Source organism: Idiomarina abyssalis, from assembly GCF_019797805.1.
GTDB classification, from domain to species: domain Bacteria; phylum Pseudomonadota; class Gammaproteobacteria; order Enterobacterales; family Alteromonadaceae; genus Idiomarina; species Idiomarina abyssalis.
The window spans coordinates 1920166-1937154 of the sequence record NZ_CP081832.1; the positions used below are offsets into that span (position 1 = coordinate 1920166).

Sequence of the window (16989 nt, forward strand, 5' to 3'; positions counted from 1 at the left end):
GGTCAACAAACACGGGCATTTAGTTCACTTGACACTAAGGGTGAAAAGTTGCAACGTGAGATCCGACCATAAAGGGTCTTTACCAGCGCAATAATAAGCTTATACTTGCGCTGATTCCCAACATTGGGGAAGCACGCCGAGCTTCGGCCTGGCTATACAGGAGATGCTATGTTCAAAGCGAGTGAGGTGCTATCCAAACAGCATCAGGCTGAGGACTTAAAGTCCTTACAGCAGGCAATTACTGACAATTATATTGTTGACGAAGACCAATATATGCGTGAGCTACTGCCGCTGGTTCCTGCCGATGATGAAACGGTTAGCGCAGTTACCGAGCGCGCAGCTAAATTAGTTGAGCAAGTGAGGGAACGGGCAGATAACGGCGTTGTTGACGCCTTTTTGCAAGAGTACAGCCTGGATACTAAAGAAGGTATCATTTTAATGTGTCTTGCCGAGGCACTATTACGTATACCCGATGGTTATACAGCAGACGCATTAATTCAGGACAAACTTTCCGGCGGCGACTGGCAAAAGCACATGGGCCAGAGCGCCTCATGGTTAGTCAATTCCGGTACCTGGGGTCTGGCACTGACAAACAGTGTAACGAACCCCACCGGCAAGCCAATGGAAACACCACGCGGTGCTTTTCGACGCCTTATCCGTAAGCTCGGCAAGCCGGTCATTCGCAAGGCGACGTACACCGCCATGCAAATTATGGGTAAGCAGTTTGTGCTGGGACGCAGCATTGAGGAAGCCCTGAAAGAAAGTCGCGACAACCGCGATAAAGGTTATACTCACGCTTACGACATGCTTGGTGAAGCCGCATTAACGATGAAAGATGCGAACTACTACAAGCAGCAGTACGTCAACTCAATTAAGACCATTACCAAAGAAGAATTTAATAACCCGGATGCACCACGACCGACCATTTCAATCAAGTTGTCGGCATTGCACCCCCGCTATGAATCGGCCAACCACGAACGCGTACTGACTGAGCTTGCCACCACCTTAACCGATTTGGTTAAGCTGGCAAAAGAAGCTGATGTTGGTGTGACCATTGATGCCGAAGAGGCCGACCGCCATGAGCTGTCACTGGAGTTATTTGAAAAAGTCTATCGCAGCGGTGTTTGCAAAGGCTGGCCTCGATTTGGTCTGGTGGTCCAGGCCTATTCAAAACGTGCCCTGCCAACTTTATGTTGGATAACAGCTCTGGCCAAAGAGTGTGGCGACGAAATACCGGTACGCCTCGTTAAAGGCGCCTATTGGGATAACGAAATTAAGTGGACTCAGGAAAACGGTCTGCTCGGCTACCCTGTATTTACCCGCAAGTCTCATAGTGATATTTCTTATCTGGCCTGCGCACGCTATTTGTTAAGTGACGATACCGACGGAGCTATTTATCCGCAGTTTGCTACTCACAATGCGCAAACCTTTGTGGCCATTGAACAAATGAACGAAACTCATAAGCGGCGCATTGAATATCAACGCTTACACGGCATGGGTGACAGCTTATACGACACCATAATGGAGCAGAATCCGGGCATGGTTGTTCGCATTTATGCGCCAGTTGGCCCGCACAAAGATTTGCTGCCGTATTTAGTTCGTCGTCTGTTAGAAAACGGTGCTAACTCGTCGTTTGTTCACAAGCTGTTAGATTCAGATACGCCAGTCAATGAGCTGGTTGAACACCCCATGAAAACAGCTTCAGGTTACGAAAAGTACGCAAACAGCAAAATTCCACTTCCCCCTCAAATGTATGGGGATCGCACAAATTCGTTAGGATTGAATATGAATATTCACTCACAAGCAGATGATTTTATTGCAGCGGTTCAACAGTACCGCGACAAACAGTGGCAAGGCGGTCCCATCGTTGATGGAAAAACCGTTGAAACCGACCACCATGTCAGTATTACCAGCCCTCAGGAAACAGCTAAACAGGCTGGCCGCATTTACTGGGGCGATAAAAAGCTTTCCGAGAAAGCGCTACAAAGCGCCAACGCCGCCTACAAATCCTGGCGCGACGTGCCGACCGAAGAGCGTGCACAATGCCTGGAAAAATTCGCGGATCTAATGGAAGCTAACCGTAACGAACTGATCGCTTTATGTTCAGTCGAAGCGGGCAAAGGCTTACAGGATGGTATCGACGAAGTTCGCGAAGCCGTAGACTTCTGTCGCTATTACGCCAACCAGGCCCGTGAGCTAATGGGTAAACCCATTCAGTTGCCAGGACCAACAGGCGAAGACAACGAGCTATTCGTTGAAGGTCGAGGCACCTTTATCTGTATCAGCCCATGGAACTTCCCATTAGCAATTTTCGTCGGCCAGGTTGCGGCAGCGTTAGTTACCGGTAACTCAGTTATTGCCAAACCAGCAGAGCAGACGGGGTTAATTGCCTACCGCGCGGTGCAGTTAGCTTTAGAAGCTGGCATTCCGGGCAACGTATTGCACTTTATGCCGGGTAGTGGTGCCGAGGTCGGCAGCTACTTAACCAGTCAGGAAGATATTGGTGGTGTTTGCTTTACCGGTTCAACTTATACAGCTCAGGCAATTAACCGTGCATTAGCGGCACGAACAGGCCCAATCGTCCCTCTGGTAGCGGAAACCGGTGGACAGAACGCCATGATGGTTGACTCAACCGCTCTGCCAGAGCAAGTTGTCACCGACGTAGTTGCCAGCGCCTTCCAGAGTGCCGGACAACGCTGTTCAGCTCTGCGCGTTCTCTTTGTGCAGGACGACGTGGCTGATCGTATTATCGACTTGCTACGCGGTGCTATGGAAGAATTGCAGGTTGGCGACCCATTACTGCATGAAACCGATGTCGGTCCGGTTATTGATGGTATCGCCAAAACCAACCTGGAACAGCACATTTCTGACATTCAGCAGGCGGGACGCTTAATTGCGCGCGCACCTCTGCCTGATTATGCTATGGGTGGCACCTTTGTCGCACCTACGGCGATAGAAATTGACAGTATTAGCCAACTGGTAAAAGAAAACTTTGGCCCAATACTGCACGTGATACGCTATAAAACCAGCGAAATTGATGAGGTTATTGACAGCATCAACAATACCGGCTTCGGTTTAACCTTTGGCATTCACAGCCGGAACGAAACCTTTGCATACGATGTTGCAAGCCGAATCGATGTGGGTAACGTCTACATTAACCGTAACCAGATAGGCGCAATTGTCGGCGTGCAACCATTCGGTGGTCGCGGCATGTCTGGTACCGGGCCTAAGGCTGGTGGTCCACATTACCTTACCCGTTTCGTCACCGAAAAAACACGCAGTGATAACATTACTGCTGTTGGTGGTAACGCAACGTTATTGTCTTTAGACGATTAAAAGCAAAGTAAGGTACAAAAAAGCCAGCGAGAAATCGCTGGCTTTTTATTTTACTCTTCGTAATTTTTCAATTCTATTTGGTAATCATCCAACTGCTGCCTGAGGCTATCATTAAAAACGATAATAATTTCCTGCCGGCGTCCTTTTTCATCAGCAAAGCTCAACCCGGCCAAGTCTTTCTCGTACCGGTGTAATACCGGTGGTTTATCGAGCTGATAAGTTCTTGGTGGCAAAATCAGGCGCTTTTCTGTCAATTCAAGGTCACGATAAAACGCAGCCGGCTGCAATGGCCTGAATTTCACGACAATCGTCATAACAATCGCCATGGTCAGCAATGCGCCCGTGATGATAATCCACAGGGGAACTGCATCACCAATATAAATTGCCATCCATATCGCTAAAAAGAAGCCGCCCCACGCTTGGGGGCGGCGACTGTCACGATAAAACGTCAGTGCTGTTTCTTGTGATTTTTCGTTTTTAGAAGTCATCGTCACTATGTAAATAAAGGCTTTCGCTACCGTCTTTTATCGCTAAAGCCAGGCTATGAATACGTGGCAGAATACGCGCAAAATAGAAGCGGGCCGTTTTTGTTTTGGTTGCCAAATAGGGTTTCTCGTTTACCAGTGGCTCAGCTGCTATCGCCATCTTCAACCACAAGTAAGCGTAAGAAACATAACCCACCAGATGCAGATACTCAACCGCTACGCTGTTAACAAGGTTCTCATCGCCCGCGGCCTTTTGCAGTACTTCCTCGCTGACACCATTCAGTATATTCAGCGCCTGCTGCAATTGCTCACGCTGCTTGATCCATTCACTGCCGGTCGCCGTTTCATCCAGAAAGCTCTGAATTTCTTCATTAAACGGCTGCAATAGTTTGCCTTGCGAACCAAACACTTTACGACCCAATAAGTCCAGTGCCTGAATACCGTTTGTGCCCTCATAAATTTGCGCTATACGAGTATCACGAACCAACTGCTCCTGACCCCATTCCCGCACGTAACCATGGCCACCAAAAACCTGCTGCCCGTGAATCGTGCACTCGAGTCCGGTGTCAGTTAAAAAGGCTTTAGCGACAGGTGTCAATAACGCGACCATCGCGTCTGCTTTTTGTCTAACCTGCTCATCTTCGGCGTATTTCGAGCGGTCGAGCTGCTGACCCACCCAGGTTGAGAACGCGCGACCGCCTTCAGTAAGCGACTTCATGGTCAGCAACATACGGCGCACATCGCCGTGCACTAAAATTGAATCGGCTTCGGCCTGGTCGTTGCGAGTTGCTTTAGCGCCACGTCCCTGAATGCGATCTTTAGCGTATTCCAGAGCATTCTGGTACGAACGCTCTGCAGCTCCAAGCCCTTGAATGCCAACCCCCAGGCGCTCGTAGTTCATCATGGTGAACATAGCAGGCAGCCCGCGATGCGGCTCACCGACCAGCCAGCCTTTTGCGCCGTCAAAATTCATGACGCAGGTGGCTGACCCATGAATACCCATCTTGTGTTCTATTGAGCCACAGCTAACAGCGTTACGCTCGGTCAGGTTGCCTTGTTCATCAGACAAAAACTTAGGCACCACAAACAACGAAATGCCTTTTGTACCGGCCGGAGCATCGGGTAATTTGGCCAACACTAAATGAACGATATTCTCCGCTAAATCGTGTTCGCCACCGGTGATAAATATCTTAGTACCGCTGATAGAAAAACTGCCGTCCTCAGCTGGTATCGCTTTACTGCGAATAATACCTAAATCTGTTCCGGCATGAGATTCTGTCAGGCACATAGTGCCGGTCCACTCACCTGAAACCATGCGTGGTAGATAATGATTCTTCAGTTCGTCACTACCATGCGAGTTAATTGCCATAATAGCGCCGGAGGTTAAGCCCGGGTAAAGAGAAAAGGCGATATCGGCGCTACAAAGCATTTCTTCGTATTGAGCCGACAAAGACTTAGGTAAACCCATGCCGCCAAAGTCCGGGTTAGCTGTTACGCCAACCCAGCCGCCTTCAGCTAACTGGCGAAAGTTCTCTTTGTAGCCTTTAGGAGTTGTCACTACCCCATCTTCAAATTTAACGCCTTCCTCGTCGGCTTCACGGGCCAGCGGCGCTACTAAGTTTTCAGCAACCTTGGCACCTTCATCCAAAATAGCACCGGCAGTTTCAACATCCATCATGTCGGCAAGTTCAGGGGTTTGCTGCCAGTCGTCGGCAACTCGGAATACATCGTGCAGGACAAAGTCCATATCGTCGCGGGGAGCTCTGTAGTCAGCCATATCATTACCTCTTGTATGAATCACACGGGCATTCAAACAAATAATTCAAACGCCTGTTTAAACTTTATCGCACAAGAGTATGAATCCCTTTGCGGGATGTCAATAATTTCTACGGTTGCCAGTCTTCTAAAGCGGCTTGTGAGAATGCTTGTGAATCCATCACCAACACCACTTTCTGCGGCTCTATTCTCAGAATAGTCAATTGATTCAGCGCATCGCCCTCGTATAGTCGCCGGCCATTGAGTTCAATCCATCGCTGGGACGCACTGGAACGGTACATATGGCTATCGTAGCTAAAGGCTGGCACCTGTCGCTGAAATGAACGTGAAAGCTCACCTAATGGCGGGATAACGCTGGTATCGGTCTGATTATTATTGTCACTGCCAGTATCATTTACTGCGGCTTCAAAACGCTCTAACAAGTCGGGCGACACGGCAGACAAATCGAGAGCTTCGCGCTGTGGTTCTGTTTGTTCGGGCTGAGACGCGTCCGTGGAAGCTGACTCTGGCAACTCTGAGCTCTTAGCAACCTCTACTGTTTCTTCTTGCGGTTCAGCATCCCAGCTTATCGCTTCAACGGTTTCGGTTTCACCCCAACTAAAGCGCTCCGCCGCAACAGTTTCAGGCTCTGGTTCTTTCGCGAGCCACTGAGCGGTTCCTGCCCCCAGCACTCCCCCTGCAACAATTATTGCGGGCCATATTAGCCACCCCCAACGTCGGGTACTATTGTCGGTAGCCATTAAAGACGCGTCTAATATTGACCGTTGCTTTAATAGCGGCGACTGCTGTTGCTTTAATGCTTTTAATAAGGAGGACATGACTAACTCTCTTTACTCGCTCTTTTATTCAATCTGGGCCCAAAATCTGAAGCTCTTGAGGCCAGCCATGCCATCGTTGCTTCATCCAACTTGCCGGTCACACGAAGTCCCTGGCTCTTTTGCAACGCTTTAAACTGCTCCTCAGATGACTTTTTTTGCCATTCTGAACTTACATGTTCGCGCACTTGTTCACGCACCCACTGTTCTTTTTCATCTGGACTGTCTGCCAGCGGTTTCTGGTACAAAATTAAAAAGGCACCATTCCAGCCGTTAGTGTCTATAGCCGTACCATCGGTAACCAGATTCGCCATTTTGTCGCGTTTATAAAGTAAGGCCGGGTAATTAATACTGCGCAACTGTTGCAGGCTTTGCCGTAACTCCAGGCAAGCAAGGTCATATTGTTCTACCCACTTGCAAAAATCGGTGTCTAACGGAGGCTCTGGTAAACCCCATACACTGGCCAGCTCTTGCGCTGCCTTATACTGCATGGTGGTTGTCCTGTCCGGCTCAGGGGCCGTTTCTCTGACCAGGCTATAGCTTCCTATAGCACTGGCCACGAATAAGATAAGTGCGCCAGCCCAACGCCAGAAGGGTGACTGGTGCTTAACACCGCTTCTTCTGTCGGCCGGACCATTGAGCTCGGCATGTGCTTGTTGTAAGTGCCGTGGTAAAACTTCTGCACTTGATTCCGTATAGGCCGCCAGTAGTGCCCGGTCGCAATACAGGTTTAATAAACGGGGAATCCCCTGAGTCATTTGATGCGCTTTACGCGCCGCAGCTGCACTGAAAAGTGGCCGGTTCGCTCCTGCCACCTGAAGTCGATATGCAATATAACGTTGAGTATCGGCTTCTGTCAGCGGCAAAATATGATAACGGGCGGTAATACGCTGTGCCAGTTGACGCAGCTCCTGCCTGCGCAATAAATCCTGAAGCTCTGGCTGACCAATTAAAATCACCCGCAATAATTTCCGATCATGAGTTTCTAAATTGGTTAACAACCGCAACTGTTCCAGCACTTGCGGGCGCAAATGCTGAGCTTCATCAATAAGCACCACACACTGACGACCTTCATCATTGGCTTTCAGGAAAAACTGGCTGAGTTTGTCAGTCAAGGTTTTACGAGTGGCGGAGCGCTTTTGATAACGGATACCAAACTCATCGCACAAACTGGCAAGCAGTTCGTCCTCATTCAGCATCGGATTCAAAATAAAGGCGGTTTCAGTCGACTCAGGTAGTTGTTCCAGCAACGCCCGTGACACCGTGGTTTTTCCTGTGCCCACTTCACCGGTCAGTAAAATAAAGCCACCACTACCCTGCAGCCCTTGCGTAAGGTGCGCTAAAGCCTCCTGATGCCGTTCACTCAGGTAAAGGTAGTTTGGGTCTGGGGCAATAGAAAAAGGCTCTGCCTGAAGACCAAAATAGTTTTGATACATATCGGTCCGCTACTGTGCTGATGTTATTATTTGTCCAACAGTGTAACGACTTGCTTGCACATCGACCAGTGATTCGACATGATCATGCCAAACAAAGTTGAGGTGAACAGTGGAAGTCTATTTAGTCGGTGGTGCAATACGCGACAAACTCCTTAAATTACCCGTGCATGAACGCGACTGGGTGGTTGTTGGCGCCCGCTCAGAAGAGCTGCTGAACCAGGGTTTTCAGCAAGTAGGTAAAGACTTCCCGGTGTTTTTGCATCCGGATACGCATGAAGAATATGCGTTAGCCCGTACCGAGCGAAAGTCAGGCAGAGGTCACACTGAATTTACCGTTTATGCCTCGCCAGAGGTTACTCTTGAGCAGGACCTTGCTCGTCGTGACTTAACCATTAATGCCATTGCTGAAAGCGAAGACGGAACAATTATTGATCCTTACAAAGGTGTACAGGATCTTGAAGCCCGTAAACTGCGACATGTGTCAGAAGCTTTTACAGAAGATCCTCTACGAGTTTTGAGAGTTGCGCGGTTCGCGGCTCGTTTTGCACATTTAGGGTTTAGTGTGGCTGCAGAAACCCAGCAGCTACTGCAACAGATGTCGGAGAGCGAAGAGCTCAGTCACTTAGTTCCCGAGAGAGTCTGGAGAGAATGGGAAAAAGCACTGTTAAGCGAAACACCTTCCGTCTTCTTAAACTTACTTAAAAGTATCGACGCACTGCCCCAGGTTTTACCGGGTATCACGGCCGGTGATAGCCAGCTGCAAAGACTCAACAGGACTTCAGCTTATTCAGACTCGGCAATACTGCGTTTTGCCTGTTTATTTGTAGAGCAAAAGACACCCGATGATATCAAGCAGTTTTGTCGCCGACTGGCTATTCCAAACCACTATCGCGATGCCGCGACCCTTGCCAGGAATAATGAGCTCTTTATAACCCAGGCTAAGCTTCCTGAGGCAGAGTCGCTTTCGGCCACTTTAAAACAAATTGACTACTGGCGACGCCCGGAGAAACTCGGGCAGTTACTTCAATTAAGGGAAGCCGAGTTTAGTCGGTCAGAACAAAAGACAACTATTGATAAGCAGCACCAAAAACTGCGCTTAGCTGCCGAGAAAGCGTCAGCACTTAGTTCTCAGGCTTTGCAGCAGCAGGGACTCACCGGTAAAGCTCTGGGCAATGCACTGCGTGAACAGCGCGAGCAAATACTTGCAGAGGCGCTGGTTTAACCCTCCAGCCAGCCAGTATTTTCAAGAGGCTCTAACTGCTGCGGCGCCTGCTTATTGGACTCCTGATACTGTTCCCACAGCTGCTGATAACTGACTTCCAAAACAGGATGCAGGAGATCGCCGGCAATTTCAGCTAACGGCCATAGAACAAAAGCGTTTTCAAGGATCTCAGCACGTGGTAATTGCGGCTGTTGCGCTCGTATTACATCATCATAAAGCAGCACGTCAATATCCAGCGTCCGTGGACTGTACTTGGCACTTTCAGGCACTCGTCCATTTTGCTGTTCAATGCGCTTACACTCGGCTAAAACCTCGGTAACAGATCGGCTTGTTTCCACCTCTACCACCAGGTTGTAAAAATCACTGCCGGAAAATCCAACCGATTCACTGCGAAAAATTCGTGAACGCTGACGCCAGCCAAAGCTTTCGGCAATTGCTTCTAAGCCGGCACGAATGTATTTTTCACGATCCGTATTAGAGCCTACCCCGAGAAAAACTTGCGCCACAACCTTACCTCTTACCCAAACGGACTATCAAACACGCTTCGGCGAACCGTAACCGCAACATTTTTCGCATTGGGCACTGCCCCGGGCTTAGCTACGCGCACTTCAACATTCTGAACACCAAACTCATTCAGAATTAAGGTAGCAACCCCTTCAGCAACGGTTTCAATTAACTGTCTCGGCTTCTCTGCCACCCAGGCCGAAACCCGTTCGCTGACCAGAGCGTAGTCTAAAGCGTCGTCAATATCATCAGTGGTCGCTGCGCGCTGGTTGTCCCAGCTCATTTGAATATCCAGCACTAACTGCTGTTTTTTTTCTTTTTCCCAGTCGTAAACGCCAATAATGGTTTCTATGGTTAGACCCTCAATACTGACGACATCAATATCTGCTTGTTCCATTTGTGTTAACCCGTGGTAATTGCCCAAAAAACCGCTTATTCTATGGGCATTGACTTTTAATCGCAGTCTACCTTAACCAACGAGGGATTCGTACCCCATGACAGCGCTTACTTTACTGATGATACTTTCAGCCTACCTTCTGGGCTCTATCAGTAGCGCTGTGGTTATCTGCCGGCTATGGGGGCTGCCTGACCCACGCAAAGAAGGCTCTGGTAACCCGGGAGCAACCAATGTTTACCGGGTAGGCGGAAAAATTCCCGCATTATTAACTCTTTGGTTTGATGTTTTAAAGGGTATGGTTCCGGTATGGGGGTCTTACTTTCTCGGTATTGAACCATTTTTCCTTGGCTTAATTGCCGTTGCTGCCTGCCTTGGTCATATCTTTCCGCTTTACTTCCATTTTCGTGGCGGTAAAGCCGTAGCGACCGCCTTAGGTGCTATGTTTCCTGTGGCCTGGGAAATGGCCTTATTGCTTATTGTGACCTGGTTATTGGTTTTCCGTATAAGCCGGGTATCATCCCTGGCTGCTCTGGTAACCGTTTGTCTGGCACCGTTTTATGCTTATTGGATAAAACCCCAATACACGGTGCCGGTTATTATGATTTCACTATTGATCCTCTGGCGTCACCAGGCCAACATTTTGCGCTTATCCTCCGGTAAGGAGAAAGCCTTTAAACGGCGTCGCTAACCTTCACCATAGGTTTCAAGTCTGTCATTGGCCACCTTGGATGTGTTTTTACTGCCAGTGACTCACGTTCTCCCGCTTGTAAACGCAGTGCGCCAGCTAAAGCAATCATCGCACCATTGTCGGTGCAGAACTCAGTACGGGGGTAAAACACCTGCCCATTTTGCTTTTGCAACAAAGCCTCAAGTTTGGCGCGTAAGTGTTTATTGGCACTGACACCACCAGCAACGACTAAACGCTTGTAGCCAGTTTCTTTTAATGCCCGGCGACATTTGATCACCAAGGTATCAACCACCGCATCTTCAAATGCCCGTGCAATATCAGCCAGGGTCTGCTCGTCACTATCATTAGCGGCCAGAGTATTAGCTGCGGAAGTTTTTAAACCACTGAAAGAAAAATTAAGGCCTGGTCTGTCTGTCATTGGTCTGGGGAAAGTAAACCGGTCACTATTACCTTGTTCTGCCAGAGCGGCCAGTCGTGGCCCCCCCGGATAATCCAGCCCCATCAGTTTAGCGGTTTTATCGAAAGCTTCGCCAGCTGCGTCATCGACGGATTCACCCAGCAAATGGTAATCGCCTATGCCTTTTACCTGCACCAATTGAGTGTGACCACCAGACACGAGCAAAGCAACAAACGGGAATTCGGGTTGGTTCTCTTCCAGCATAGGAGCCAGCAGATGCCCTTCCATATGGTGAACACCCACTGCCGGCAAGTTCCAGCCGAAAGCTAAACTACGGCCAATGCAAGAGCCAACTAACAGAGCCCCGACTAACCCCGGCCCCATAGTATAGGCCACACCATCCAATTGCTGATGCGTAATACCGGCTTCTTTAAGCGCTGCCTTAATTAACGGCAACGTTTTACGCACATGGTCACGAGAGGCAAGTTCGGGCACCACACCACCATAGTCCGCATGCAATTTAACCTGAGAATACAGCTGGTGTGCCAGTAACCCTTTTTCAGTGTCATACACCGCAACCCCTGTTTCATCACAGGAGGTTTCAATACCCAATACCCGCATAGCGCTAACCACTTCAGTTCTTTATCGACAATTGCTGCCATTTTACCTGATTTTTATTCGCATGACTCGCCTTACGACCAAAGTTATGCCACTTTATGAAAACACAAAAACAATAAGGGTTTAAGAATGAGACAACTGGTTTCACTTCTGTTTATTCTGGCCTTAACAGCCTGCCAGACATCACCTGCAGATCACACCGAATTTACCTGGCAGGATGCTTCTGTAACTGAGCTTCAGCAAGCCATGAACGAAGGTCAATTAACTGCCGAACAGCTCACACAATATTACCTGCAACGCATCCACCAAAACAATCAGCAGGGTCCCGAACTAAGAGCGGTAAATAGCCTGAATGAAAACGCATTAGCTGATGCCAAACGGCTGGATAAAGAGCGCCAGCAGGGAAAAGCTCGCGGTCCGCTGCATGGTATACCGGTTCTTCTGAAAGACAACATTGATACCGCCGACGGCATGCCAAACACCGGAGGCTCGCTTCTGTTTGCAGAAAATTACCCGGAAGATGACGCATTTTTAGTGCAACAACTGAGAAATGCCGGTGCGATTATTCTGGGCAAAGCCAACTTAAGTGAGTGGGCTAACTTTCGTTCAACGCGTTCAAGTTCAGGCTGGAGCGCCATAGGCGGTCAGGCCGTAAACCCTTATGACAGAACCCGCTCAACTTGTGGTTCAAGTGCAGGTTCTGCTACTTCAGTCGCGGCAGATTTCGTTGCGCTATCGGTCGGTACGGAAACCGATGGTTCGTTAGTCTGCCCTGCAGCTGTTAATGGCATTGTCACCATAAAACCAACACTGGGGCTTATCAGTCGCGACGGCATTATTCCTATCGCACACAGTCAGGACACCGCTGGCCCAATGGCACGCACTGTCACCGGCGCTACCTTGATGCTCGATGTAATGAAAGCACATGACTCCAGCGACCCTGCCGGCTACAGCAGTGAAACAACCTTTGCTTCTCATTTAAAAACAGACGGGCTACAAGGCAAACGCATTGGCGTGGTTCGTAATTTAATGGGATACAACGAGCTACTGGACAAACAATTTGAACAACAGCTTGAGATTCTGAAAGCTCAGGGTGCGCAACTTGTTGATGTCGAAATGCCAACCTATGGCGAATATGGCGGTGACGAGTTCACAGTGCTCCTGTATGAATTTAAGAATGACATGGCTTCGTACCTTGCCGAGACCCAGCTTCCTTACCGCAACCTCGGCGATATGATAGAAGCCAATAATGAACTGGCTGAACAAGAGCTTTTATTATTTGGTCAGGAGCTTTTTGAAATGGCCAATGCGCAGGAAGATGAAGCGGCTTATCAGCAGGCCCTGGCTAACAGCAAAAAGCTGGCCGGTAAAGAAGGCATTGACACCATGCTTAGCGAAAACAACCTTGATGTACTCATTGCTCCAACAACCAGTCCGGCCTGGAAAATTGACCATGTTCTCGGAGACAATTATTCAGGCTCGGCCAGTTCACCAGCGGCAGTCGCCGGGTACCCGCACATAACCGTGCCGATGGGTTACATTCAAATAGGTGACGAACCGGCTCTACCCGTTGGAATGAGCTTTTTTGGAGCAGCACGTTCTGAAGCAATACTGATAGAAGCGGCATTTGCTTACGAACAAGCCACACAACACCGTGTAGCTCCTAATCTGGTTGCAACTGACTAAGGTTAAGTTTACGACTATCGAGCGGCCGGCCATCAATGTCTCTGAGCGTTAATACCAATTCCGGCTGCTCTTTCCATATCACTTCAATTTGACCATAACGGCTTTCCGTAAAAGCCTTTCCGTCGCGATAACTTGACTGGTAAGGGATATCACCGTCAAAGTTAATAGTACCCGGAGTTACCTGCCATAGTGGGTAAGAAAGAAACTCGTCAGACTTTGCAAATTCACCAAAAAACCTATCGCCGCTGGCCAAGAGTAAACCAGAGGGCTTCAGCTCAGTTAACAATTCTTTTAAGCGTTTTTGTTCACGTTTATAGAGCGCCCAACTGTCATAGCCGTTTGCCGGAGCCAGTACCGGTGTCGCACTCATAATAATACGCACCTCAGCTGGCTTTTGTAACTGTTCAGCAAGCCACTGCCATTGTTTGTCACCCAGTAAGGCTCCGGTATTATTTGCCTGATAAGGGCCTAAGTCAGAATTAAAACGGCGCGTTTGGCGCTCCATCCAACCTACGGTAGTGAGTGGATCTCTATTCCAGCGCCCATCGAGCACAATGACTTGAACACGTTGCGGTTCATTGCCAAAAATCACGCTTTTAGCAATACCGTGCGTCTGAAAAAGTCGTTCTGAAGTTGCTGGCTCACGCCAAAAAGTCAAAAAGTGATTTCGGACGGCATAGCGATTCGGGTTATTCTTGCCACTGTTGCCACCCAGGCTGTAATCATTGCGATTCCACACAGACATTACTGCCGAGTTGCGGCGTAAAACCCTCGGCCCCCGGTAACGGTTAAAAACCTCGTAGGCATCGAGTAGGTCATCCATATCATCAGCATCGACATCAACCGTGTCGCCCAGAAAAACAAACACTTCAGGCTGTGCATGGTTAACGGCATCCCAGATTTCCTGTCGACTGGTATGGTCAATGCAGCAACCAAAAGCCACTCGTGTCGATTGTTGTGCCGACACACTGGACGCAAAGGCCAGCAATAAAAACAGCCAAACACTCCGTATTTGCATCAGAAATCCTCTTTATTCACCGCGCAGCGGCGCGCCTCACTTGCTTCTATATCGCCACGTGCAACCAATTTCTTGAGCGCCTGATCCAATGTTTGCATGCCACGCTCTGCCCCTGTTTGTATGGACGAGTACATTTGCGCCACTTTATCCTCACGGATAAGGTTCTTGATAGCGGGTGACGACAGCATAATTTCATGGGCAGCGACGCGACCACCGCCAACACGCTTCAGCAGACTCTGTGAAATTACTGCACGTAAAGACTCCGACAGCATAGAGCGGATCATGGGCTTATCATCCCCCGGGAACACATCAATTATACGGTCAATGGTTTTTGGCGCCGACGTTGTATGCAAAGTACCTAAAACCAAGTGTCCTGTTTCAGCGGCTGTCATGGCTAAACGAATGGTTTCCAAATCGCGCATTTCCCCTACCAGGATAACGTCAGGATCTTCACGCAATGCAGAGCGAAGCGCCGCACTGAAACTTCGCGTATCCCGGTGTACCTCGCGCTGACTGACCAGACTTTTCTGGTTGTCGTGAACAAACTCTATCGGATCTTCGATAGTCAAAATATGTAACGACCTGGTTTGGTTTAAATAATTGACCATAGCCGCTAAGGTCGTTGATTTACCGGAACCCGTTGGCCCGGTCACCAAAACTAAACCACGGTTGGCACTGACAATGTCTTTAAATATTTCAGGAGCGTCCAGTTGTTCCAGTGTGGTGACTTCACTGGGGATCATACGAAACGCTGCCGCAATACCTTTTCGTTGTGTGAATACATTCGCCCGGAAACGCGCAATGCCTTCAAGCTCGAACGAAAAGTCACACTCAAATTTTTCTTCAAACTCCTGCCACTGACCTTTGCTCATCACCTCAAACAACATATCTTTCAGCTCATCGGGCTGGTGCTCGGGTTGATTTAATGGCCGAATGTCCCCATCCACTCTAATCATAGGAACACTGCCGGAAGACAGATGTAAGTCCGAGGCATTTTGTTTCACACTAAAGGCCAGTAATTCGTTAACATTCATATATCTTATTCCTGAATCAGTGAGATGACGGTGGCAATGACAACTAAGGTATCAGAAAAGATAACAAATAATCTTGCGGAAATACGTCAGCAATTGCAGATTTTAGCCGAAGAGTCGCAACATGGGCAGTCAGTGAAACTGCTAGCCGTGAGTAAAAAACACTCTTTGGATGCAATAAAAGCCGCAATCGCCGCCGGGCAAATGCATTTCGGCGAAAACTACGTTCAGGAAGCGGTTGATAAAATCACCCAGCTAAAAGAACACATACCCGACCCGGTCCAGTGGCACTTTATTGGACCGATTCAGTCCAATAAGACAAAAGATATTGCTCAGAACTTTGACTGGGTACAAAGCGTGGAGCGGGAAAAAATAGCTCGCCGCCTGAATGAACAGCGCCCAGACAGTCTCGAGCAACTCAACATTTTACTACAGGTGAATATTGACGACGATGACAACAAGTCGGGTCTGGCGCCAGAGCAAGTTGAAGAATTAGCTGAGTATGTGATGAGTTGCTCAAAGCTTAAATTACGCGGCTTAATGACCATACTCAAAGCAGGAACAACGGAAGAGCAACGCAAGCAAAGTTTTCAGCACATGTTTCGCCTTTATGAGCAACTGCAACAAACCTGTGGCGAGAAAATTGATACCTTATCCATGGGGATGTCGGGCGATATGCGACAAGCAGTGCTTGAGGGTGCTAACATGGTACGTATTGGAACAGCAATTTTTGGAGAACGGGAGTCCTAATGAACGACATTCGCAATATTGCCTTTATCGGCGCAGGTAACATGACACAAAGCATTGTCGGTGGTATGTGTAAAAGCGGTTACCCTGCTGACAAAGTCTGGGTCAGTAACCCCAGCGATGCCAAATTAGAGAAAATGAAGTCGGAGCTGGGCGTTAATACCAGCAATGACAATCTGGAAGTTGTGAATAATGCTGATGCTATCGTATTGTCCGTTAAGCCTCAGTTAATGGCAGAAGTTTGTGCTCACTTACGTGAAAATGTCCACAACCTGACCGACAAACTAATTATTACCATTGCTGCGGGTATTCGTATTCCGAAATATCGCGAGTATTTAGGCGAAAACATCCGTATTATCCGCGTTATGCCCAATACGCCATCATTGGTTGGCCAGGGCATGTCGGGGTTAGTCACAGACAACTCAGTGGACGATGCCGATAAAAACTTTGTCACAGAAGCATTTAACGGTGTAGGCGAAACCCTATGGGTTAGTGATGAAGATCAGCTCGATATTCTCGGTGCTGTTGCCGGAAGCGGACCAGCTTACTTTTTCGAGTTTATGGACAGCCTGGCGAAAGCCGCAACCGAGCTTGGCTTTGATGCAGAGAAAGCTCGCGCAATGGTTCAGCAAACCTGTTTGGGCGCCGCGCAAATGGCTAAAGAAAGTGAGTTATCATTGGAAGACTTGCGCAAACAAGTCACCAGTAAAGGCGGCTCAACAGCTAAGGGTGTTGAAGCCTACCAGGACTCTGACTTACACGGCATTTCGGAAAAAGCCGTAAAAGCAGCGGTAAACCGTAATCAGGAAATGGCGAAACTCTTCTAGGAGTCA

At 48.8% G+C, this 16989-nt stretch carries 15 protein-coding genes; 6 read left to right on the forward strand and 9 right to left on the reverse strand.

Translation table 11 applies throughout. The features are described from left to right. The first annotated feature begins 168 nt into the window (after positions 1 to 168). Positions 169 to 3336, forward strand: a complete 3168-nt coding sequence (gene putA, locus K5X84_RS09315; protein WP_222235653.1) for a bifunctional proline dehydrogenase/L-glutamate gamma-semialdehyde dehydrogenase PutA — start codon at positions 169 to 171, stop codon at positions 3334 to 3336. Positions 3337 to 3386: 50 nt separating this feature from the next. Here putA and K5X84_RS09320 read toward each other — a convergent pair whose 3' ends face one another. The 4 genes from K5X84_RS09320 to K5X84_RS09335 form a co-directional block, all read right to left on the reverse strand. Next, a complete protein-coding gene (locus K5X84_RS09320; protein ID WP_222235654.1) occupies positions 3387 to 3824 on the reverse strand; it encodes a hypothetical protein in 438 nt (145 codons plus the stop codon). Next, complete coding sequence (locus K5X84_RS09325) at positions 3814 to 5598, reverse strand: acyl-CoA dehydrogenase C-terminal domain-containing protein (RefSeq protein ID WP_222235655.1); 1785 nt, start codon at positions 5596 to 5598, stop codon at positions 3814 to 3816. Before K5X84_RS09325 ends, K5X84_RS09320 begins: the two co-directional genes overlap by 11 nt. 109 nt (positions 5599 to 5707) lie before the next feature. Then, positions 5708 to 6415, reverse strand: coding sequence for a general secretion pathway protein GspB (locus tag K5X84_RS09330; RefSeq protein ID WP_222235656.1), 708 nt, complete (start codon positions 6413 to 6415; stop codon positions 5708 to 5710). Between the two features lie 2 nt (positions 6416 to 6417). Then, positions 6418 to 7848 (reverse strand): ExeA family protein, encoded by a 1431-nt coding sequence (locus tag K5X84_RS09335; RefSeq protein WP_222235657.1) that lies wholly within the window; start codon positions 7846 to 7848, stop codon positions 6418 to 6420. 109 nt (positions 7849 to 7957) lie between these two features. On the opposite strand from K5X84_RS09335, the gene K5X84_RS09340 reads away from it, so the two are divergent. Further along, complete coding sequence (locus K5X84_RS09340; RefSeq protein ID WP_222235658.1) at positions 7958 to 9070, forward strand: tRNA nucleotidyltransferase/poly(A) polymerase-related protein; 1113 nt, start codon at positions 7958 to 7960, stop codon at positions 9068 to 9070. Here K5X84_RS09340 and folK read toward each other — a convergent pair. Both folK and folB read right to left on the reverse strand, forming a co-directional pair. Next, positions 9067 to 9576: a 2-amino-4-hydroxy-6-hydroxymethyldihydropteridine diphosphokinase gene (gene folK / locus K5X84_RS09345; protein ID WP_222235659.1), complete on the reverse strand. Its 510-nt coding sequence runs from the start codon at positions 9574 to 9576 to the stop codon at positions 9067 to 9069. The genes K5X84_RS09340 and folK overlap by 4 nt on opposite strands. A gap of 11 nt (positions 9577 to 9587) precedes the next feature. After that, the gene (gene folB, locus K5X84_RS09350; RefSeq protein ID WP_126783000.1) at positions 9588 to 9971 is read right to left on the reverse strand and encodes a dihydroneopterin aldolase; all 384 of its coding nucleotides are present in this window, start codon (positions 9969 to 9971) and stop codon (positions 9588 to 9590) included. A gap of 97 nt (positions 9972 to 10068) precedes the next feature. On the opposite strand from folB, the gene plsY reads away from it, so the two are divergent. Then, positions 10069 to 10659 carry a glycerol-3-phosphate 1-O-acyltransferase PlsY gene (plsY, locus tag K5X84_RS09355; protein WP_222235660.1) on the forward strand — a complete coding sequence of 197 codons (591 nt, stop codon included), beginning with the start codon at positions 10069 to 10071 and terminating at the stop codon, positions 10657 to 10659. Here plsY and tsaD read toward each other — a convergent pair. Next, positions 10643 to 11677 (reverse strand): tRNA (adenosine(37)-N6)-threonylcarbamoyltransferase complex transferase subunit TsaD, encoded by a 1035-nt coding sequence (gene tsaD, locus K5X84_RS09360; RefSeq protein ID WP_222237015.1) that lies wholly within the window; start codon positions 11675 to 11677, stop codon positions 10643 to 10645. The genes plsY and tsaD overlap by 17 nt on opposite strands. A gap of 126 nt (positions 11678 to 11803) precedes the next feature. Here tsaD and K5X84_RS09365 point away from each other — a divergent pair, with 126 nt between their 5' ends. Next, the gene (locus K5X84_RS09365; protein WP_222235661.1) at positions 11804 to 13360 is read left to right on the forward strand and encodes an amidase; all 1557 of its coding nucleotides are present in this window, start codon (positions 11804 to 11806) and stop codon (positions 13358 to 13360) included. On the opposite strand, the gene K5X84_RS09370 is transcribed toward K5X84_RS09365, so the two are convergent. Then, positions 13338 to 14378 (reverse strand): metallophosphoesterase family protein, encoded by a 1041-nt coding sequence (locus K5X84_RS09370; RefSeq protein ID WP_222235662.1) that lies wholly within the window; start codon positions 14376 to 14378, stop codon positions 13338 to 13340. The genes K5X84_RS09365 and K5X84_RS09370 overlap by 23 nt on opposite strands. Continuing rightward, a complete protein-coding gene (locus K5X84_RS09375) occupies positions 14378 to 15412 on the reverse strand; it encodes a type IV pilus twitching motility protein PilT (RefSeq protein ID WP_054489217.1) in 1035 nt (344 codons plus the stop codon). Before K5X84_RS09375 ends, K5X84_RS09370 begins: the two co-directional genes overlap by 1 nt. 36 nt (positions 15413 to 15448) lie before the next feature. Between K5X84_RS09375 and K5X84_RS09380 the strand changes: the two genes are divergently transcribed. Further along, positions 15449 to 16159 carry a YggS family pyridoxal phosphate-dependent enzyme gene (locus K5X84_RS09380; protein WP_222235663.1) on the forward strand — a complete coding sequence of 237 codons (711 nt, stop codon included), beginning with the start codon at positions 15449 to 15451 and terminating at the stop codon, positions 16157 to 16159. Next, positions 16159 to 16983, forward strand: a complete 825-nt coding sequence (gene proC, locus K5X84_RS09385) for a pyrroline-5-carboxylate reductase (RefSeq protein WP_199495112.1) — start codon at positions 16159 to 16161, stop codon at positions 16981 to 16983. Before K5X84_RS09380 ends, proC begins: the two co-directional genes overlap by 1 nt. The last annotated feature ends 6 nt before the right edge of the window (positions 16984 to 16989 follow it).